Genomic DNA, 20,273 nt, shown 5'->3' with positions numbered 1-20,273 from the left:
GGTGTTCTTCTACTACGTCGCCGGGTGCGTGCTGATCTCGTTGCTGGTCTACGGGTTCATGCGCGAGACGTCGAAGGACTCGGTGCTGGACCGCGACTGACGTTTCGCAGTGTCGCTTCGGGCAGGAGGGCGGTCTTGCGGTGACCGTCCTCCGCTTCCGCCCTAGCAGCGCTCCTCGGTGGAACCGGAGGCGCTGTAGCCCGACCCGTACACGCTACCGGCCGCGTAGGTGCAGACGCTCAGCGTGTTCGCGCCGTTCGACCACAGCTCCTGCTTCGTGCCGTCGTGGCCCGCGTAGTCGACGGCGCCGTCACTCGTGCGGGTCCAGATGCCCGCACGGATGTGGTTGCTCGGGTGGTCGGCCTTCCACGAGTCCCAGATGCAGACGTACGCCCAGTTCTTGTTGCACCCCTTGAACTGCTTGAGCGACACCACGGTCTCGCCGCCGTGCTCGAGGTACTTCGTGGCGCCCATCCGCGTGACGCCGCTGGAGCACGACGGGTTCGTCTCGGCCTGCGCGGACCCCGTGAAGGTCATCGCCACCGCGGCGGCCGCCAGCACGGCCGCGCCAATCCTCTTCTGCATGTGCACGACGATGGACCGGCGCGGTAGGTCAGCGGTGAATCACACCCAGCCGGGCCGCGAGAGCGGACGCGAGGTGGACCGGTTCGCGTTCGGTGGTGTGGCGGATCTGCGTCCGGCAGCTGAAGCCGTCCGCGATGACCAGCGCGTCCTCGTTCTGCCGCAACGCCGGCAGCAAGTCCTGTTCGGCGCAGGCGATCGAGACGTCGTAGTGGCCCCGCTCGAAACCGAAGTTCCCCGCGAGGCCGCAGCACCCCTCGACGACCTTCGGCTCCAGGCCCGCCTTCGCCATCGCGGCGCGATCCGGCTCGAAGCCGAGCTCGGCGTACTGGTGGCAGTGGGTCTGCACGACGGCTTCGCGCGCGCCCTCCAGTTCCGGCAGCTGGGGGGCGACGTGCTCGGCGAACGTGCGGGTGGACTCGGCGAGCGCCCGCACGGCCCTGTCGTCCGACAGCTTCGGCGCCTCGACGCGCAGGAACGCCGTGCAGCTCGGCTCCAGGCCGATCACCGGAACACCGCGGCTCGTCCAGGGGAGCAGTGCCCGCGCGGTGCGCTCGACGACCCGGCGGGCCTTCGCGAGCTGGCCGGTCGAGTGCCACGTCAGTCCACAGCAGACGTTGGCAGACGGGACCTCCACCCGGTTCCCCAGGTGGGCCAGCACGGTCGCGGCGTCGAGGCCGATGCCCGGTTCGAAGAAGTTCGTGAACGTGTCGGGGAACAGCAGCACCGGGTCACCGGTGCCGAGCGGGTGCAGCTGGCGGACCAGGGGAGTGACCGGGGTGGGCAGCTCGCGTTGCGGCGTGATCCCCGCGAGCCTGCCGAACCGGGCCGTGAAGCGGTTGACCAGCCCGTACTTCAGCCACGTCGGCAGCCAGCCCATCGCGTAGTGCGACCGCGGCCGCAGCCTGCCCTTGTAGTGCTCGTGCAGGAACTCCGCCTTGTAGCTCGCCATGTCCACGTCGACGGGGCAGTCGCGCTTGCACCCCTTGCAGCCCAGGCACAGGTCCAGCGCCTCCGCCACCTCGGGCGAGCGCCAGCCGTCCTCGATCACGTCCCCCGCGAGCATTTCGAACAGCAGGTGCGCACGACCGCGCGTGGAGTGCTTCTCCTCGCGGGTGACGCGGTAGCTCGGGCACATCACGCCGCCCTTGGTGTTCAGGCACTTGCCCACGCCGACGCACCGCCGCGTGTCGTTCGCGAACTCCGCCCGCGTCGGGATCCTCGGTGGCGCGACGAGGACCCTGAGGTCGTCGTCGAGCTTCACCGGGTCCACGATCCGGCCGGGGTTGAGCAGGTTGCCGGGGTCGAAGGCGTGCTTGAACTCCTGGAACGCCCTGATCGCCGCGGGCGGGTACATCCGGCTGAGCAGCTCGGAGCGCGCCTGGCCGTCGCCGTGCTCCCCGGACAGGCTGCCGCCGTGGCCCACCACCAGGTCGGCGGCGTCCTGGAGGAACTCGCGGTAGCCGTGGGCCAGGTCGAAGTCGATGCGGACGTGCAGGCATCCCTCGCCGTAGTGGCCGTAGGTGACGCCGCGCCGGCCGTGCCCGGTCAGCAGCTGGTCGAACTCGCGCAGGTAGGCGCCGAGGCGTTCCGGCGGAACGGCCGCGTCCTCCCAGCCCGACCAGGCCTCGCTGCCGTCGGCCATGCGGGTGGCGAGCCCGGCGCCGTCCTCGCGGATGCGCCACAGCGCCCGCTGGTGCGCGGGGTCGTGGATGATCATCGAGTGCCGGGAGAGCCTGGCGACCCGTTCGGGGTGGTCCTCGACCTCGACGAACAGCCAGCTGCGGCCTTCCGGCAGGTCGGGGCGGGTCCGGACGCCGCGCACCAGCGACTCGTCGAGGCCCTCGACCGCGAGCGCGCCCTCGATCTGGGTGACCTGGTCGGCGGCCGCATAGGTGTCCGCGAACCCGAGCACGACGAGGATCCGGCGCTCCGGCCTGCGCACGAGCTCCAGCTCCGCGCCCAGCACGACGACGCAGGTTCCCTCGGTGCCGACGAGCTGCTGGGTGAGCGTCGGGGCGTCCAGCGCGTACCCGCTGACCCTGCGGCTGAGCTGGGGGAACCACGCCGGGTCGTGCGCGGGGAGCGCGAGAGGCGGGGGCGCGGTGGTGTCGAACGTGCGGCCGTCGACGGTGAGCACGCGCAGGTTCGCGACGTTGTCGCTGGTCTTGCCCCACTTCACCGAGTGCGCGCCGCACGCGTTGTTGCCGATCATCCCGCCGATCGTGCAGCGCGAGTGCGTGGACGGGTCCGGCCCGAACAGGTGGTCGCCCGCACTCGCGTTGATCTTGTCGAGCACGGCACCCGGCTGCGCGAGCGCCCGGTCGCCGCTGATCTCGAACGCCGTCAGGTACCGGCTGAAGTCGATCACCAGGCCGGTGCCGCACGCGTTGCCCGCGACGGACGTCCCAGCGCCGCGGCTGGTGATCGGCACCCGGTGTTCCGCGGCCAGCCCGACGGCCGCGACCACGGCGTCCGTCGTGCGTGGACGGACGACGACCCGCGGCACGTGCCGGTAGTTCGACGCGTCCGCCGAGTACAGGGCCCGGCTCGCCGGGTCGTCCAGGACGTCGCCGTCCACGTCGCGGCGGAGGTGGTCGAGAAAGGCCCGCATCACCTGATCATGCCCCGTCCGGATGTGACATGGCTCCGCCGATGCCGGACTACCTGCCGGTAGCCGATAGCCTCACCCGGTCAACCAGCGGCGATTGCAGGGAGAGCTAGTGAGTCGGTCCGTTCTGGTCACCGGAGGCAACCGCGGTATCGGTCTCGCCATCGCGCGGGCGTTCGCGGCGCAGGGCGACAAGGTCGCGGTGACGCACCGCGGGTCCGGCGCTCCCGAAGGCCTGCTCGGCGTGAAGTGCGACGTGACGAGCTCCGAGGAGATCGACGCCGCGTTCACCGAGGTCGAGGCCGCGCACGGCCCCGTCGAGGTGCTCGTCTGCAACGCCGGCATCACGCAGGACACGCTGCTGCTGCGCATGAGCGAGGACCAGTTCACGCAGGTCCTCGACGCGAACCTCACCGGCGCGTTCCGGTTCGCCCAGCGCGCCTCCCGCGGCATGCTGCGCAAGAAGTTCGGCCGCATCGTCTTCATCTCGTCGGTCGTGGGCCTCACCGGCGGCGCCGGCCAGGTCAACTACGCCGCCTCCAAGGCGGGCATGGTCGGCATGGCGCGCTCGATCGCGCTGGAGCTGGGTTCGCGCAACATCACCGCCAACGTCGTCACGCCGGGCTTCATCACCACCGACATGACGAACGAGCTGCCGGAGGCCGTCCGCGAGGCCGCGCTGAAGCAGATCCCCGCCGCCCGGTACGGAGCGGCCGACGAGATCGCGCGCGCCGTCACGTTCCTCGCGGCGAACGAGGCCGGCTACATCAACGGTGCCGTGCTGCCGGTCGACGGCGGCCTCGGCATGGGCCACTGAGCTGTTTTCTCCTGCGTTCTTCTTCTCGGGAAAGGGTTGGATCAAGTGACCGGACTGCTCGAAGGCAAGCGACTGCTGATCACCGGCGTGATCACCGACGCGTCGATCGCCTTCCACGTCGCACGCGTCGCCCAGGAGCAGGGCGCCGAGGTCGTGCTGACCGGGTTCGGCCGGATGAGCCTCGTGCAGCGCATCGCCCAGCGCCTGCCCAAGCCCGCGCCCGTGGTCGAGCTCGACGTGCAGAACCAGGAGCACCTGGACACGCTCGCCGACCGCGTCCGTGAGCACGTCGACGGCCTCGACGGCGTCGTGCACGCCATCGGCTTCGCCCCGCAGAGCTGCCTCGGCGCGCCGTTCATGGACGCGCCGTGGGAGGACGTCTCCGTCGCGATGCACGTGTCGGCGTACTCGTACAAGGCGCTGGTGCAGGCCGTCCGCCCGATGCTGTCGCACGGCTCGTCCGTCGTCGGTCTCGACTTCGACGCCCGCCAGGCGTGGCCCGCCTACAACTGGATGGGCGCGGCGAAGGCGGCGTTCGAGTCGATCAACCGCTACATGGCGCGCGATCTCGGCCCGGACGGCATCCGCGTGAACCTCATCTCGGCCGGCCCGGTGCGCACCATGGCCGCGAAGTCCATCCCGGGTTTCGGCGAGCTGGAGAAGATGTGGGGCGAGAAGGCCCCGCTGTCGTGGGACGTCGACGACCCGACGCCGGTCGCGAAGTCGGTGTGCGGCCTGCTGTCCGACTGGTTCCCTGCCACCACGGGCTCGATGGTGTTCGTCGACGGCGGTGTGCACTTCCTCGGTCTCTGAGGTCACATCGGTTCGTCGTGTGGGGCGATGGGGCGTCTGATTGGATGGAGCGGTGAGTTTCGATGCGCTGCTCTGGCTGTCGTTCGGCGGCCCAGAAGGTCCTGAGGACGTCCGTCCCTTCCTGGAGAACGTGGTGCGCGGACGTGGCGTGCCGCCGGAGCGGCTGGACGAGGTCGAGGCCCACTACCAGCACTTCGGCGGCGTGTCGCCCATCAACCGCCTGAACCTCGACGCGATCGAGGCCGTGCGCGCCACCGGTTTCGACCTGCCGATCTACTTCGGCAACCGCAACTGGCACCCGATGGTCGAGGACACCGTCGCGCAGATGAAGACCGACGGCGTCCGTCGCGCGCTGGTGTTCCCCACGAGCGCGTACGGCGGCTACTCCGCGTGCCGGCAGTACGACGAGGACATCGTCCGCGCGCTGCAGGCCGTGCCGGACGGCCCCGAACTGGTGAAGCTGCGCCAGTTCTTCGACCACCCGCTGTTCATCGCCGCGTTCGCCGACGGCGTCCGCGCGGCAGCGGCGTCGTTGTCGGGCGCGTACCGGCTGGTCTTCACCGCGCACTCGGTGCCGGTGTCCGCCGACAAGGCCGCCGGCCCGCCGTCCGAGGGTGGCTACCGCTACTCGCGCCAGGTCGTCGAGGCCTCCCGCCTGGTCGCCGCGGAGCTGGGCATCACCGAGTACGACGTCGTGTGGCAGTCGCGGTCAGGGCCGCCGCAGATCCCGTGGCTGGAGCCGGACATCGTCGACCACATCGACGCCCTGCACGCCAAGGGCGTCACCGGCGTGGTGGTGTGCCCGATCGGGTTCGTGTCGGACCACCTCGAGGTCGTGTGGGACCTCGACACCGAGGCCCGCGACCGCGCAGGCGAGCTGGGCATGGAGTTCGCCCGCGCCGCGACGCCGAACGCCGACCCGCGCTTCGCCGAGCTCGTGGTCGAGCTGGTCTCGGAGCACACGTCCGGTGCTCCCGTGCGGAAGCTGTCGTCGTTCGTGTCGGCGGGGTGCACGGTGAACGGTGCGCCGTGTGCGCCGTTGTGCTGCGAACCGGCCAAGAGGCCCGCACGCGCTCAGTGACCCTGGAGGGCTCCCGTCAACGCCTGTTCGGCGTTGCCGGGTAAGGCTCCGTCGTGGTCGAGGGCGTAGCGGACCACTGTGCGGAACTCGTCGCTGAACCGCGAGTAGTACGGCGTGACCGGACGCAGCCGGGCGTCCTCGATCGCCTTCAGCAGGGTGGCGGCGTAGGGGTGTTCGGTGGCGACCCGGCCGTCCTGGTAGACGATGCCGCGGGTGGCGGCGAGGCCTCCTCGTTCGAACAGCAGCTGCTGGCTGCGCGGGCCGGTGAGGAACTCGATGAGGGCCTGGGCGGCGCGGGGCTTGGTGGACTTCGCTGAGATGGCGAGGTTCTGGCCGCCCAGGACGCTCGGGCCGGGCAGCTGCGCCACCTCGAAGTCGATGCCGGGCCGGCCCGCCGACTCCCCGCGGTTGCCCTGCAGGATGCGGTGGGCGACGGGCCAGTTGCGCATGAAGACGATCTTGCCGTCGCGGAACGCCTGGGTGGTGAGCTGCTCGCTCTGGGAGCGGGACTCCGGTAACACCACGGGTTTGTCGCCCTTGAGGCCGTCGGCGAGCCAGCGCAGGGCGCGGCGGGTGCGGTCGGAGTCGATCACGACCTTGCCGCTCTCGTCGACGACGTCGCCCTTCTCCGCCCAGATCAGCTCCAGCGCGTTGACCGTGAGGCCCTCGTAGTCGGCCAGCTGGCCGCCGTACCCGGCGGTGAGGCGGGCGTCCTGCGCGGCCCGCAACGCGCGGGTGGACGTCGTGGCGATGTCGTCGAGGCCGAGAGGCTCGTCCTTGACGAGGTCCTTGCGGTAGAAGAGAAGGCCCGCGTCCGTGTTGAACGGCAACGCCCACAGCACGCCCTGGTAGCGGCAGCTCTCCAGCGGCCGGCGCAAGAACCCGCTCGTGTCCACACCGGACAGCGGACGCAGGTAGCCGGACTGCGCGAACTCGGCGGTCCACGTGACGTCGAGGTTGAAGACGTCCGCGTTGTCGGCCTTCTCCCTGGCGCGCGCGACCATCTCACTGCGCTGGCCATCCGCCTCCGACGGCAGCTCGACGATCTCCGCGGGCTGTTCGGGGTGCTCGGCGTTCCACTGGTTGATCAACGCGCGCCGCTGCCCGCCGTCGCTCTGGTCGCGGCCGCTCAGCACGACGAGCTTGCCCTTCTCCCACTCGGTCGACTCGCGGAACAACGGCTGCACCCCGCTCGTGAACAGGATCGTCAGCACGATGCCGATCGCCACGCCCATGGCGAGCCACGACCGGTTCGCCCACACCACGCCGGGCGGTCCCAGCCTGGGCAGGGCGGCCCACGTGCGTCTCAGCCACTTCATCCGGCACCTTCCCGAGTCGTGGTGGGGGTTGTGCGGTTTCTGGCCGGGCGGTGAGGGAGCCGGGCCGCGCAGGTGGCGGGCCGGTTCGGCTTCGCCCGCCGGAATCTGGCTGGGTCGGTGTTGGTGGCCAGGTGTCCTGCCTGGTTCGGCTTTGCCGGCCCGTGCCCGGCCAATCGAGGTTCGGTGGTGGCAGCCGCGTGCGGTGCCGCAGGTCGGCGCGGGGTCATCCGGCGCCTCCCCACACCCTGCGGAACAGCGCCGCCAGGTCGTCGCCGAGGGTGTCCGTCGTCGAGTCGCGGCACTCGCCGCCGGACGCGTCCGTGATCGACGTCAGAGCGTGTGCCGCGCAGCTTGCGTCGCCGACGGCTATCACGAACACGCGGATCCCCTTCTGTGCCACCGCGTTCACGACGTCCTGGCGGGTTTGCGCGCTTGTCGTGTCCTCGCCGTCGGTCAGCGCTATGACCGCGCCTACGTGGTCGGCGTCGTTGGCGCCGATCCGGTCCAGGCTGTCGAGGATCGCCTGGTGCAGCGGGGTGCCGCCGGAGGGCTGGACCGTGCTCAGCGCCGCGGTGGTGGCCTCCTTGTCGCGTCTGCCCAGCGGGATCAGCTGCCGGACGTCGCTATTGTTGAACACCGACAGGCCGTACGTGTCCTTGGCGCCCATCTGCGTGAGCGCTTTGCGGACGCCCTCGACCGCGACGGCGAACCGCGTCTCGCCGGTGGCCGTCGGTTCGACCATCGACCCGGACGCGTCGAGCGTCAGCCAGACCCGGCCGTCCCGTTTGGCCTGTTCGTACTTCTTCTGGAACGCGGCGTGCACCTCGTCGCCCGGCGCTGCCTCGGCGCGGTCGAGCGCCAGGCCGGCCCGCACGCCGAGCTCCTCGCGGAACTCGGCCCCCGCGGCCTGGCGGGCGGGGCGCAGGCCGGCGGCGTTGAGCGCCGTCATGCCCTCCTGCGTGCCGAGCCACGCCTGGAACTGTCTCGCGGGCTCGCGCGCGGCGAGGTTCGACACGTCCGGCGCGTCCCACTCGACGAGGTTCACCGGGTAGTCGGCGTGGTAGGTGTCCGACGGGTACAGCGCGGTGAGGCACGGCTTCTGCGCGCAGCTCGTTCTGTTGTGCCGCATCAGGACCTGCTCGGTGGTGATCGTCGCGGCGTCCTGCCGCGGCCTGTCCGCCTCCTCGACCCTGCGTTCCACGACGGCCGGTTCGAGCGACTCGTACAACGCCTCCGTGGCGAGCCTGCCGTCGATCGCCATCAGCGGGTTCGGCCTGCCGATCGCGATGCCGGTGTTGCCGACCTTGGTCAGCAGGTCGCCCCACGTCTCCGGCGAGCTGGAGACCACGTCCCGCGCGATCGGCGTGGGCACCGCGAGCACGACGGGCGAGAACGCGACCGACTCACCCGGCGCGATGCGCACCGCCGACCCGATGCCGCCCGTGCGGCGCACCACCTCGGCGGTCTCCGTGGTCGAGTCGGGCAGCCACACGTCCGGGTGCGGCCCCACCTCCCGCAGGTCCTGCGTGGACCACGACGACCGCAGCGCGATCGCACCCCGGTTGCCCGGCGCCGAGAACACGTACAGCCGCGCCGTGCGGCACCCGTGGTTGCGGGCCGCCGTGTGCTGCTCGAACTTCCGCGCCACCTCGCCGATCACGGGCGCCGCGTCCTGCGACGTGAGCACCCGCACCTCGGTCGGCTGGGGACACCCGAGCAGCAGCACCCGCCCGTACGCGACCACCGGCGGTGCCGCGACCGCGACGAGCCCCGCCGCGACCACGAGCACGGCCGTGAACACGACCCAGCGCAGCCGGATGCGTTTGGCCAGCCGGTTCAGCCGGTCGATCGCGGACGCCGACAGCACCAGCAGCGTCGTGCCGATGCCGTAGAGCACCCACGACTGCCACGTGGCGAGCGCCCCCGTGGCCGTCTCGGAGAGCAGGTGCCCGGCGACCGCGGCCAGCATGAGGGCTCCCGCGTACCGAGGTGCCGTGCTCGACCGGCGCTGGTCGACGTCCTCCATCGGTCCTCCCCACCCACCGGCACCATATGTGGCGCCACCGACAGTTCCGGGGGAGTTGCCGGGTCAGGTGGAGTTGACGGGAGAGAACCACTCGTTCGGGTCAGCGATGATCGGGTTCCGGCGTGACCGACTGGTCACAGCTGGTGAGAACGGTGCGGCCGGCCTCGCGTCAGTGCCGGCCCGCGCCGCTGTCCGCGAGCACCCGCACGGCCTCGTCGACGGCCGCGCACCGGGCCCGCCGCACCGCCTCCGACACCGGGCGCAGCGCGTCGGTCCGTGCGGTGATCGCCGACGCCGACATGGCGCCACCGGGCGAGTCCGACCTGGCCACGGACAGGATCGCGTCCACCTCGGCCGCCCGCTGCAGCACCCGCAGCGAGCGCGGGGGCATCGCGTCCGGCCAGGGCAGCGTCGAGTTCGCGGCGGCCAGGTCGGCGATCTCCTTGCGCACGTTCGGCCGGTGCTTGGCCACGTCGAGCGAGGCCAGTGCCGCCGTCGCCTCGCGCAGGGCCGCGCCCAGGCCGTGCTCGGCCTCGCCGATCGGGATGTACTCCAGGCCGTTGGACGACGGCAGGTCGAACACCGTCCAGCGCATCACGCCGTCCGCCACGATCTTCGGCACCAGGCCCACGTGCACGGACGGGATCACCAGCGCCTCGCCGGACCGCAGCGCGCACGACGCGAGGGGGCCCTTGCCGCCCAGCCCGCGCACGTCGCCCGCTACGGGCAGCACGAGCCGTGCGGACGTCGCGCCCGCGCGTCGCAGGGCGGCCAGCAGCAGGGCGGGGCCCACCGGGGCCTCGTCAGGACCGGGGAGGTCGAGCGCCGTGGCGGTGCCGTCGTCATCGGCCACCACCTCGTGCTGCTCGGCCCACGTGTGCAGGGCGTCGAGGACATCGTCGGCGGCGGCCAGACCGTGCAGCCATCCCGACGTCCACACGACCAGCGTGGCACTCGCACAGGACACGCGACGAGATTACGTGGCCCTGCCCCATGAGCCCCACCCGGTGTGCCGATCCGAGACACCTAGTCGGCCGGACCGATGTGCTTCTCGAGGAGGGTGCGGAACGACGTCACGTCCTCATCGGACGCGAAGGCCCGGTGCGGCACGGAAAGCGACGCCGCGCCCTCGTCGAGCGTCTGCAGCACGAAGCCCTGCCGGGTCTCGGTCCAGCCGGGCAGCTCCTCCCACGCGATCTCCTCGCGCACGGAGCTGCCGACGGCCATCCGGAACGACTGGTCGTCCGCGCTGCCCACCACGGTCCGGCTGATCATCTCGTCCGACGAGAAGCGCCACCACACCGCGACCGGCTCCATCAGCCCGATGACCAGCGCGCACAGCAGGCCGAAGAGCGCGACGAACACCATGTCGTCGAAGCCCACCAGCAGCACGAACGAGATCACGGCGAACGCGAGGGCGAACCACGGCGCCCACCTGACCATCGGCACCATCGCGCGCAGGCTGGCCCGCCAGTCCGCGGGGGAGGGCGCCCAGTTGAAATCGACACAGTTGCTCATAGCGCCCCGCATTCTGCTGCACGATGACGGAATGCATCTGGGGGATGACGAAAAGAGAACTGTCGCGCGCCGCACCGTTCTCAAGGGGACGGCGGCCGCGCTGGCACTGGCGGCGGCATCGCACGGGACGGCGCAGGCGGCGCCCGAAGATCCCGAACAGCGGCTGCTGCGGCTCGTGCCCGGCGGGAACGGCGTCGTCTACGCGCTCTACGCCGACGGCCGGATCAAGTGGTTCAAGCACCTCGGCCGCGAGACCGGCGCCTACGACTGGGCCGACGGCAACGGTCGCGAGATCGGGTCCGGCTGGCAGATCCACCCGACCGTGCTCGCGTCGCAGGACGGCCAGCTCTTCGGCCTCTGCGGCGACGGCACGATCTGGTGGCACAAGTGGGTGCTCACGAACGCCGCCACGGGCGAGGGTTACTGGGCACCCGGCACGAACAACGTCATCCACACCGGCTTCGGCCAGTACTCGTACGTCTTCGGCGGCTGGGACGGCGTCTTCTACGCCGTGGACGCGCACGGCGACATGTACTGGTTCCGCTACCTCGCCGGCGACGGTTCCAGCGGACCTGGAGCGTGGGCGAACAACGGCGTCGGGCAGAAGATCGCGAGCGAGAAGCGCGACTACGACATGTTCTTCGCCGACCAGAACGGCGTGATCTACGGCGTCCGGCACGGCGCGGCGCTGCACTGGTTCCGCTACCTGGCCGGCGACGGCTCGAACGGGCCGGGAGCGTGGGCGAACAACGGCAACGGCATCACGATCGGCTCCGGCTGGGACCACGGCTCGTGCGCGGAGCGGTTCGCCGAGCGCGGCGTCGTCTACGCGGTGTGGGTCAACAAGGACCACACCCAGCCCGACCACGAGCTGCGCTGGTACCGGCTGGGCAACTGGGAGACGGTCGACCGCACCGGCGGGCCGTCCTGGAACAACGCCGACGGGGCGCTCGTCGGCACCGGCTTCACCGTGACCAGGGCCGCGAACCTCCAGGGGTACACCAGCTGGTCGGTCGCCGCGGGGCAGACCCTCGACGTCGCGGTCTCGACGACGTTCGACACCTTCACCGCGAGCGTGCTGCGGCTGACCGGCCCGATCGAGCAGGGCGGCGCGACGCAGGTGTGGTCGCCGCGCGCGTTCCCCGGACGCAGGCACCTGCTGAGGTCCGGCTACCGCGCGAACGGACCGGCGTGGCCGGCGAGCTTCACGATCACGGTCCCGGACGACTGGCAGTCGGGCTTCCACGTCGTGAAGCTCGAGGGACCGCACGGTTTGCGGCAGTACATCCCCTTCGTGGTGAAGCCGAAGCAGCCACGGCAGGACGTCGCACTGCTGCTGCCGTACCTGACGCACAACGCCTACAACCACTGGGGCGGGCACTTCCAGTACAGCTGGGAACCGGAGAACCGGCGCCGCCAGATCTCGGCGCGACGGCCGTTCGCGAACGCGTACATCGAGGCACCGGGCTTCATCGACGTGCGCTTCTACGGCGACCTGCTGCTGATGAAGTGGTTCTCGGACAACGGCATCGCCTACGACTGCTACCAGGACCTCGACCTGCACGACCCGTCGTGGCTCGCGCGGTACAAGGTGCTCGTGCTGGCCACGCACCCCGAGTACTGGACGCCGGAGATGCGCGACGCGCTGGAGACATACCTGGCCAACGGCGGCCGTGTCGTCTACACGGGCGGCAACGGCATGTACGAGCGCGTCGACTACAGCGCGTCGGGCGGGTTCGTGCTGCACCGCCACGAGCAGGGCCACCGGTGGCTGTGGCGCGACCAGGGCCGGCCGGAGTCGCAGGTGCTCGGCGTGGCCTACGACAGCTATTCCTACATGGACATGCACCCGTACGAGGTGGACGCCGACCACCCGTTCCTGGAGGGCACCGGGCTCGCGATCGGTGACAGGTTCGGCGAGACCGGCTACAACTTCGCGGCGAGCGGCTGGGAGGTCGACACCCGCGCGGGCGCGGGCCCCGAGGCGCCCGGCGTGGTGCGGTTCGCTCACGGCGTACAACATCGCGGCGCCGAGATGTGCGTGCTGCCCAAGCCGAACGGAGGATGGGTGTTCAGCGCCGGTTCCCTGTGTTTCAACGGTGCGCTCGCCTATGACCCGCGGATGTCGCGGATCCTGCTGAACGCCGTCCAGGCCGCCCGCCGGTAGGGGCTGGAGTCGCTCCACGTCGACGGGTCAGGTTTCGGTGCGTAGCGTCGTCTGCGTGACCCAGAACCTGGCCCGCACGGCGGGCGAACTGCGCGCCGCCGGGCACCTGCCGCGCGGCGTCAAGACCGAGATCAGGGAAAACCTCCTCGCGGCGTTGCGCGAAGGACGCAACCCGTGGCCGGGCATCGTCGGTTTCGACCGCACGGTGCTCCCTCAGCTGGAGCGCGCGCTGCTGGCCGGACACGACGTCGTCCTGCTCGGCGAGCGCGGACAGGGCAAAACCCGTCTGCTGCGCACCCTGGTCTCGTTGCTCGACGAGTGGACGCCCGTCATCGAGGGCTCCGAGCTGGGCGAACACCCGCTCGACCCGATCACGCCCGAGTCGAAGCGGCGCGCCGCCGAGCTCGGCGACGACCTGCCCGTCGTGTGGCGGCACCGCGACGAGCGCTACGCGGAGAAGCTCGCGACGCCCGACACGTCCGTCGGTGACCTGGTCGGCGACGTCGACCCGGTGAAGGTCGCCGAGGGCCGTTCGCTCGGCGACCCGGAGACGATCCACTACGGCCTGCTCCCGCGCTCGCACCGCGGCATCATCGCCATCAACGAGCTGCCCGACCTGGCCGAACGCATCCAGGTCGCGCTGCTCAACGTCATGGAGGAACGCGACATCCAGGTCCGCGGCTACACGCTGCGGCTGCCGCTGGACGTGCTGCTCGTCGCCACCGCCAACCCCGAGGACTACACGAACCGCGGCCGCATCATCACGCCGCTGAAGGACCGCTTCGGCGCCGAGGTGCGCACGCACTACCCGCTGGAGGTCGACGCCGAGGTCGACCTGGTCCGCCAGGAGGCCGAGCTCGTCGCCGAGGTCGGCGACCACCTGCTGGAGATCATCGCCCGGTTCGTCCGGCACCTGCGCGAGTCGTCGTCGATCGACCAGCGCTCCGGCGTCTCGGCCCGGTTCGCGGTCGCGGCGGCGGAGACCGTCGCGGCGTCGGCGCTGCGCCGGTCCGCGCTGATCGGCGAGACCCCGGCCATCGCACGCCCGATCGACCTCGAGTCGGTGCCGGACGTGCTGCGCGGCAAACTCGAGTTCGAGGCCGGCGAGGAGGGACGCGAGGAAGAGGTCCTCGTCCACCTGCTGCGCCGGTCGATCGCCGACACCGCCCGCTCCCGCCTGGCCGGGCTGAACCTCCGCGCGCTCGCCGAGGTCGTCTCGGACGGCCACCCGGTCGCGACCGGCGACCGCGTGCACGCCGGCGACATGCTGGCGGCGCTGCCGGAGCTGCCGATCCTGCACGAGGTCGCGGCACGCATGGGCGCGGGCCCGAAGGACCCCGTCGGCCGCATCGCCTCGGCGGTGGAGCTGGCCCTCGAGTCGCTGTACCTGACTCGCCACCTGTCGAAGGACACCTCCTCCGACGACGACCGATCGGTGTACGGATGAGATATCGCTACGGACGCTGGGGCGGCGGCGCCGATCCGCTGGCGCCGCCGGTCGACCTCCGCGCGGCCGTCGACGAGCTCGGCCGCGAGATCATGGAGGGCGCGTCCCCGTCCTCCGCGCTGCGCGAGCTGCTGCGGCGCGGCGTCGACGGCACCCGCGGCCTCGACGACCTGACGTCACGCCTGTGGCAGCGCCGGTCGGCCATCCAGCGCCGGCACCGGCTGGACGGCACGCTGACCGAGGTGCGCCAGCTGCTGGACAAGGCCCTGGAGGCCGAGCGCCGGGCGTTGTTCCCGGACCCGTCCGACGACGCGCGCTTCCGCGAGGCCCAGCTCGACGCCCTCCCACCGGGCACCGCGGCGGCCGTGTCCGAGCTCTCCACCTACGACTGGCAGTCGGAGGAGGCGCGGGCCGCCTTCGAGCAGATCCGCGACCTGCTCGGCCGTGAGCTGCTGGACCAGCGCTTCCAGGGCATGAAGGAAGCGCTGTCCAACGTGGACTCCGAGGACGTCAAGCGCATCCAGCGGATGCTGCGCGACCTGAACTCGTTGCTGGAGGCCCACGCCGCCGGCTCCCCGGACACGCCGCGCCAGTTCGACGAGTTCATGCGCAAGCACGGCGACTTCTTCCCGGAGAAACCGCGCAACGTCGACGAGCTCATCAACGCGCTGGCGGCCCGCTCGGCCGCCGCGCAACGCATGATGAACTCGATGACCGACGAGCAGCGCGCCGAGCTGTCGGCGTTGTCGCAGCAGGCCTTCGGCGGCATCGGCTCACAACTGTCCACACTGGACTCGCTGCTGCAACGCCTGCGTCCCGGTGAGGACTGGACGTCGTCCGCGCGCTTCCGCGGCCAGGACCCGCTGGGCCTGGGCGAGGGCGCGCAGGCCATGGCGGACCTGGCCGAGCTGGACGCCCTGGCCGAGCAGCTCTCCCAGTCGTATCCGGGCGCCCGCCTGGAGGACATCGACCTGGAGGCGCTGGAACGGCAGCTGGGCGAGTCGGCCACGGTCGACGCACGCCGGTTGGCGGACCTGGAGAAGGCCCTGCGCCAGCAGAACATCGTCGAACGCGCCCCCGACGGTTCGCTGCGCCTGACGCCCAAAGCCCTGCGGCGCCTGGGTGAGACGGCACTGCGCGGTGTCGTGGACCAACTGCGCTCCTCGCAAGGCTCCCGCGAGACCACGTCCGCCGGCGCGGCGGGCGAGCTGATGGGCTCGACGCGCCCGTGGCAGTTCGGCGACACCGAACCGTGGGACGTCCCGCGCACCCTGCGCAACTCGGTGCTGCGCTCGGGCCGGATGTCCCTCGACGTAGTCGACCTCGAAGTCTCCGAGACGGAGCACCGCACGCGCGCTGCAGTGGCGTTGTGCGTGGACACCTCATGGTCGATGGTGCAAGACGGCCGTTGGGTGCCGATGAAACGCACGGCGTTGGCGTTGCATCACCTCGTGCGCACCCGTTTCCGCACGGACGCCCTTCAACTCGTGACGTTCGGTCGCTACGCCGAAGCCGTGGACATCGGCCAGCTCACAGCGCTGGAAGGTGTGTGGGAGCAGGGAACGAACCTGCACCACGCGTTGTTGTTGGCGGGCCGCCACGTCCGACGCCACCCCGACGCACAACCCGTGGTGCTGGTGGTGACCGACGGCGAGCCGACCGCACACCTGGAACCCGAGGGCGACGCCGAGTTCAACTACCCACCGCTGCCCAGAACGCTGACCAAGACGCTGAACGAGGTCGACGCCCTGGCCAGGCTAGGGGCGACGATCTCGGTGTTCAAGCTGGGCGACGACCCGAGGCTGGCGCAGTTCGTCGACATCGTGGCCAGGCGGGGTGGCGGCCGGGTGGTGTCGCCGGACGAGGAGGGCCTCGGCGCCGCGGTGGTCTCCGACTACCTGAAGTCGAGGCGCAGGCGTCGGTGAGTCACTCCGACGGGTGAATCTTGTCCTGATCCGCGCTTGGCGCCGTCTGGTAGATGTCACGAAATCATGGTCATCTTCCTCCCGCAGAAATGTGGAACGCGGGGGGCGGCCGGACAGGGTTCCGTTCGGGGCCGGCGTGGGGTGGTGTGTGGAGCTGTGTCGGCGTGCTTGGACGTTCGTGCTGACACGGCTCCCGGCGAGGCGTGGTCAGCGGAGTCGTGGGCGCGGGGTGCTGACACGGGTGCGCGGCGTGGTCGGTGGAGCCGTGGCCGGGGTGCTGAACCGGGTGCGCGGTGCGGTCGGTGGGCGGTGACGGGGCGCTGATTCGGGTGCGCGGTCTGGCCGGCAGGGCGGTGGCCGGGTTGCTGACCGCCGTTGGGGTGGGGGCCGCTGGCCGGGTTGCTGGTCGCCGTCGGAGTGGTGGGCCGGTGGACGAGATGCTGGGCGCCGTCGAGGTCGTGGGGCGGTAGCCGGGATGGCCCTCGGCCTCGGAGTGCCGCCCCACCACCCTTGAGGTGATGAGGCGGCACCTCGAGGGTGGTGGGGCGGTGCGCCCCCAAGATCCAGGCTCGGCCGACGGTGCCGCAACGGCTGGGCCGCGTGGCGTTCGGGGTGCTGGTGGCCGGTTGGCAGAGGCAGGCGAGCCCGGCTGAACCCGGCGTGCTGGCGGCCGGTCGGGTGGAGGCAGGGCCGAGCCCGGCCTGCTGGTGGCCGACGGAGAAGACAGGCCGAGCCCGGCTGGGCCCGGCGTGCTGGTGGCCGACGGAGGACAGGCCGGGCCTGGCGCGCTGATGGCCGGTCGGCGCAGGCAAGCCGAACCAGGCCGAGCCCAGCTGAGCCAGGCCGAGCCCCGCTGAGCCAGACTGAACCCCGCTGAGCCAGGCTGAGCCCAGCCGAGCCCCGGCGGCCGCCCGCGTCACACCTCGTACAGCGCCGCCAGCCGGGGAAGGCGGGCCGCCATCTCCGCGCCGTCGCCGAAGTCGAAGTCCCACTCCGGGTCCAGGTCGGGGTAGCGGATGGTGAAGGCGTCCTCCGGCAGCCGCATGCCGGTGGCCTTGAGGTGGGCGTTCCAGGCGATGGACAGGGCGTCCTCACCCTCGATGTCCGCCTCGGCCTCGGCGGCCGCCACCACGGCGGGCAGGTCTGCCAGCGAGTCCGGGTCGGCCAGCGCGGAGTGGTAGACCTCGGAGCCCTGGGTCAGGAGCCAGCCGCGGAAGTAGTCGAAGCCGTCGTCGGAGCAGCCGCCGTTGATGATGTAGGCCGCCGCCCACAGCGGGTTGCGGTAGGAGGCCGCCAGGAGGTCCCACAGGACCTGCTGGGCCGCGACGATCTCGGCCGGGGGCATCGCCGCCAGCAGGTCGGTCGCGGCGGAGGCCACGGCCTCGGCGTCGGACGGGTCGGTGACGCTCGCCCTGGCGTCGGCGATCAGCTTCCAGAAGGTGTTCGAGTCCACGTCCCCGAGCTTGGCAGAGGGGTCTGACAGTTCCTGGCGTCCTGCGGACGGGGCAGCGCTAGGTTGGGGGCATGATCAGGACTCTGTTTCGCTCCCTCGAGCCCGTGCACGGGATGATCTACTTCGCCCCCGAGGCGGACAGCCGGTACGCGAGCGTGGGGCTGGACCGGCCCGGCGGGTACTTCGCGTCGCGGGCCGCGGCGCTGGGGCCGGTCGGAGCCGACGTCGTGATCGCGACGTTCTACAACTTCAACCCCGAGATCGTGCGGGCGCGCATTCCGCAGGCGTGGGAGAAGGTCACGCCCCAGCGCATGATCGAGCTGCGGCTGGAGGCGGCGGACGAGGCGTTGCGCAAGGTGCTGCCGGACGATCTGAAGGAGATCACCGAGCTTGCCAAGCGGGCCGCGGAGCGGGCCAGGGAGATGCTGCACGGCCGCCCGTTGTTCGCCGCGCACGCGAGCCTGCCCTGGCCCGACGACACCCTTCTGCAGCTGTTCCACGCCCAGACGTTGCTGCGCGAGTTCCGCGGCGACGGGCACCTCGCCGCCCTGCTGAGGCACAACATCACCGGTATCGAGGCGCTCGTGCTGCACGTCGCGACGGGTGACTACCCGGCCGACGTGCTGCGCAAGACGCGTGCGTGGTCGCAGGAGCAGTGGGCTGCCACGGTCGAGGACCTGCAGCACCGCGGTCTTATCGGCGCCGACGAGCTGCTCACGGAAAAGGGGCGCGAGCTGCGCCAAGGGGTCGAGGACGACACGGACGTCATGGCCGCGCCGGCCTACGACGTCCTCAGCGACCAGGAGAAGCAGCGGTTCGTCGAGCTGGCCGCGCCGCTGGGCAAGGCCGTCGTCGAGGGCGGCCTCATTCCCGGACGGCGCTAGGAGTCCTCCCGATTCGTCGAGGCGAGCGCCTTCTCGGTGGCGTCGTCCTGGCCGACCCGGTGTTTGCCGGGATGCGTCAGCGAGAAGTGCGCCTCCTCGCGCATCCGCTCGACCATGTGCGGGTAGTGCAGCTCGAACGCCGGTCGTTCGGACCGGATCCGCGGCAGCTCCTTGAAGTTGTGCCGCGGCGGGGGTGAGGTCGTGGCCCACTCCAGCGAGTTGCCGTAGCCCCACGGGTCGTCCTGCGGGGCCGGTTCGCCGTAGCGGTAGGAGCGGAAGACGTTCCACACGAACGGCAGCACGGACGCGCCGAGCACGAACGAGCTGATGGTGGAGAACGTGTTGAGGAACGTGAAGCCGTCGGACGGCAGGTAGTCGGCGTAACGGCGCGGCATGCCCTCGTTGCCCAGCCAGTGCTGCACGAGGAACGTGCCGTGGAAGCCGAGGAACGTCGTCCAGAAGTGCAGCTTGCCCAGCGGCTCGTTGAGCATCCGGCCGGTCATCTTCGGGAACCAGAAGTAGATGCCCGCGTAGGTGGCGAACACGATCGTGCCGAACAGCACGTAGTGGAAGTGCGCCACCACGAAGTACGTGTCGGACACGTGGAAGTCCACCGCGGGCGAGGCCAGCAGGATGCCCGTCAGGCCGCCGAAGAGGAACGTGACCAGGAAGCCGATCGAGAACAGCATCGGCGACTCGAAGGTCAGCTGGCCCTTCCACATCGTGCCGATCCAGTTGAAGAACTTGATGCCGGTCGGCACGGCGATGAGGAACGTCGTCAGCGCGAAGAACGGCAGTAGCACCGCACCGGTGGCGTACATGTGGTGCGCCCACACGGCCACGGACAGCATCGCGATCGCCAGCGTCGCGAACACCAGCCCCTTGTAGCCGAACAACGGTTTGCGGCTGAACACCGGGAAGATCTCCGTCACGATCCCGAAGAACGGCAACGCGACGATGTACACCTCGGGATGGCCGAAGAACCAGAACAGGTGCTGCCACAGGATCACGCCGCCGTTGGCCGGGTCGAACACGTGCGCCCCGAGGTGCCGGTCCGCCGCCAGGCCCATGAGAGCCGCGGTCAGGATCGGGAACGCCAGCAGGATCAGCACGGACGTCACCAGGATGTTCCAGGTGAAGATCGGCATCCGGAACATCGTCATGCCCGGTGCCCGCAGGCAGACGATCGTGGTGGTCATGTTGACCGCGCCCAGGATCGTGCCGAGACCCGACACCGCCAGGCCCATGATCCACAGATCGGGACCGATACCGGGGGCGTGCGTGGCGCTGGAGAGCGGGGTGTAGCCGGTCCAGCCGAAGTCGGCGGCACCGGCCGGCGTCACGAAGCTGCTCATCACGATCAGGCCGCCGAACAGGAACAGCCAGTACGAGAAGGCGTTCAGGCGCGGGAACGCCACGTCCGGTGAGCCGATCTGCAGCGGCAGCACGAAGTTCGCGAACCCGAACAGGATCGGCGTCGCGTACAGCAGCAGCATGATCGTGCCGTGCATGGTGAAGAGCTGGTTGTACTGCTCGTTCGACAGGAACTGCAGGCCCGGGCGCGCCAGTTCGGCGCGCAGGAGCAGTGCCATCACACCGCCCGCCATGAAGAAACCGAACGACGTGACGA

General features: G+C 70.8%; 16 protein-coding genes. 8 read left to right on the top strand and 8 right to left on the bottom strand.

Translation table 11 applies throughout. The features are described from left to right. Positions 1–162: 162 nt before the first annotated feature. Positions 163–585: a hypothetical protein gene (locus tag VM306_RS16395; RefSeq protein ID WP_325515855.1), complete on the bottom strand. Its 423-nt coding sequence runs from the start codon at positions 583–585 to the stop codon at positions 163–165. A 28-nt stretch (positions 586–613) separates the two neighbouring features. Next, on the bottom strand, positions 614–3,196 hold the full coding sequence (locus VM306_RS16390) for an FAD-binding and (Fe-S)-binding domain-containing protein (protein WP_325515854.1): 2,583 nt from the start codon (positions 3,194–3,196) through the stop codon (positions 614–616). A gap of 109 nt (positions 3,197–3,305) precedes the next feature. Here VM306_RS16390 and VM306_RS16385 point away from each other — a divergent pair, with 109 nt between their 5' ends. Genes VM306_RS16385 through VM306_RS16375 form a run of 3 tightly spaced genes read left to right on the top strand, consistent with a single transcriptional unit; the run spans position 3,306 to position 5,904 of the window. Continuing rightward, positions 3,306–4,010: a beta-ketoacyl-ACP reductase gene (locus VM306_RS16385; protein ID WP_325515853.1), complete on the top strand. Its 705-nt coding sequence runs from the start codon at positions 3,306–3,308 to the stop codon at positions 4,008–4,010. 45 nt (positions 4,011–4,055) lie between these two features. Next, a complete protein-coding gene (fabI, locus tag VM306_RS16380; protein WP_325515852.1) occupies positions 4,056–4,823 on the top strand; it encodes an enoyl-ACP reductase FabI in 768 nt (255 codons plus the stop codon). 52 nt (positions 4,824–4,875) lie between these two features. Next, on the top strand, positions 4,876–5,904 hold the full coding sequence (locus VM306_RS16375; protein WP_325515851.1) for a ferrochelatase: 1,029 nt from the start codon (positions 4,876–4,878) through the stop codon (positions 5,902–5,904). Here the strand turns inward: VM306_RS16375 and VM306_RS16370 are convergent. The 4 genes from VM306_RS16370 to VM306_RS16355 all read right to left on the bottom strand — a co-directional run bounded on the left by VM306_RS16370 (position 5,898) and on the right by VM306_RS16355 (position 10,767). Continuing rightward, positions 5,898–7,223, bottom strand: coding sequence for an extracellular solute-binding protein (locus VM306_RS16370; protein ID WP_325515850.1), 1,326 nt, complete (start codon positions 7,221–7,223; stop codon positions 5,898–5,900). The two genes, VM306_RS16375 and VM306_RS16370, sit on opposite strands and share 7 nt — an antisense overlap. 223 nt (positions 7,224–7,446) lie before the next feature. Continuing rightward, the gene (locus VM306_RS16365) at positions 7,447–9,249 is read right to left on the bottom strand and encodes a vWA domain-containing protein (RefSeq protein WP_325515849.1); all 1,803 of its coding nucleotides are present in this window, start codon (positions 9,247–9,249) and stop codon (positions 7,447–7,449) included. Positions 9,250–9,418: 169 nt separating this feature from the next. Then, positions 9,419–10,216, bottom strand: a complete 798-nt coding sequence (locus tag VM306_RS16360; protein ID WP_325515848.1) for a hypothetical protein — start codon at positions 10,214–10,216, stop codon at positions 9,419–9,421. 59 nt (positions 10,217–10,275) lie between these two features. Beyond that, complete coding sequence (locus VM306_RS16355; protein ID WP_325515847.1) at positions 10,276–10,767, bottom strand: YcxB family protein; 492 nt, start codon at positions 10,765–10,767, stop codon at positions 10,276–10,278. A gap of 31 nt (positions 10,768–10,798) precedes the next feature. On the opposite strand from VM306_RS16355, the gene VM306_RS16350 reads away from it, so the two are divergent. From VM306_RS16350 to VM306_RS16335, 4 genes are all read left to right on the top strand, one after another. Continuing rightward, the gene (locus VM306_RS16350; RefSeq protein ID WP_325515846.1) at positions 10,799–12,934 is read left to right on the top strand and encodes a N,N-dimethylformamidase beta subunit family domain-containing protein; all 2,136 of its coding nucleotides are present in this window, start codon (positions 10,799–10,801) and stop codon (positions 12,932–12,934) included. A 55-nt stretch (positions 12,935–12,989) separates the two neighbouring features. After that, a complete protein-coding gene (locus tag VM306_RS16345) occupies positions 12,990–14,381 on the top strand; it encodes a sigma 54-interacting transcriptional regulator (protein ID WP_325515845.1) in 1,392 nt (463 codons plus the stop codon). Next, the gene (locus VM306_RS16340) at positions 14,378–16,306 is read left to right on the top strand and encodes a VWA domain-containing protein (protein WP_325515844.1); all 1,929 of its coding nucleotides are present in this window, start codon (positions 14,378–14,380) and stop codon (positions 16,304–16,306) included. Before VM306_RS16345 ends, VM306_RS16340 begins: the two co-directional genes overlap by 4 nt. A gap of 540 nt (positions 16,307–16,846) precedes the next feature. Continuing rightward, entirely contained in the window at positions 16,847–17,098 is a 252-nt protein-coding gene (locus VM306_RS16335) for a hypothetical protein (protein WP_325515843.1), read from the top strand. 124 nt (positions 17,099–17,222) lie between these two features. Here the strand turns inward: VM306_RS16335 and VM306_RS16330 are convergent, their stop codons facing one another. Further along, the gene (locus VM306_RS16330; RefSeq protein ID WP_325515842.1) at positions 17,223–17,759 is read right to left on the bottom strand and encodes a DUF4240 domain-containing protein; all 537 of its coding nucleotides are present in this window, start codon (positions 17,757–17,759) and stop codon (positions 17,223–17,225) included. Between the two features lie 71 nt (positions 17,760–17,830). Between VM306_RS16330 and VM306_RS16325 the strand changes: the two genes are divergently transcribed. Continuing rightward, complete coding sequence (locus VM306_RS16325; protein ID WP_325515841.1) at positions 17,831–18,643, top strand: SCO6745 family protein; 813 nt, start codon at positions 17,831–17,833, stop codon at positions 18,641–18,643. Here VM306_RS16325 and ctaD read toward each other — a convergent pair. Continuing rightward, positions 18,640–20,273 (bottom strand): cytochrome c oxidase subunit I (ctaD, locus tag VM306_RS16320; RefSeq protein WP_325515840.1); only part of this gene is annotated, 1,634 nt, incomplete at its 5' end. The two genes, VM306_RS16325 and ctaD, sit on opposite strands and share 4 nt — an antisense overlap.

Origin of the sequence: Lentzea sp. (assembly GCF_035525475.1) — a bacterium.
Lineage (GTDB): Bacteria > Actinomycetota > Actinomycetes > Mycobacteriales > Pseudonocardiaceae > Lentzea.
This window is presented reverse-complemented; position numbering and strand designations above follow the sequence as displayed.

Bases quoted from the DNA above. Each gene is read 5' to 3' on its own strand.
- VM306_RS16350 (WP_325515846.1), top strand. From the start codon at position 10,799: ATGCATCTGGGGGATGACGAAAAGAGAACTGTCGCGCGCCGCACCGTT.
- VM306_RS16325 (WP_325515841.1), top strand. From the start codon at position 17,831: ATGATCAGGACTCTGTTTCGCTCCCTCGAGCCCGTGCACGGGATGATC.
- VM306_RS16355 (WP_325515847.1), bottom strand. From the start codon at position 10,767: ATGAGCAACTGTGTCGATTTCAACTGGGCGCCCTCCCCCGCGGACTGG.
- VM306_RS16365 (WP_325515849.1), bottom strand. From the start codon at position 9,249: ATGGAGGACGTCGACCAGCGCCGGTCGAGCACGGCACCTCGGTACGCG.
- VM306_RS16340 (WP_325515844.1), top strand. From the start codon at position 14,378: ATGAGATATCGCTACGGACGCTGGGGCGGCGGCGCCGATCCGCTGGCG.
- VM306_RS16395 (WP_325515855.1), bottom strand. From the start codon at position 585: ATGCAGAAGAGGATTGGCGCGGCCGTGCTGGCGGCCGCCGCGGTGGCG.
- VM306_RS16390 (WP_325515854.1), bottom strand. From the start codon at position 3,196: ATGCGGGCCTTTCTCGACCACCTCCGCCGCGACGTGGACGGCGACGTC.
- VM306_RS16370 (WP_325515850.1), bottom strand. From the start codon at position 7,223: ATGAAGTGGCTGAGACGCACGTGGGCCGCCCTGCCCAGGCTGGGACCG.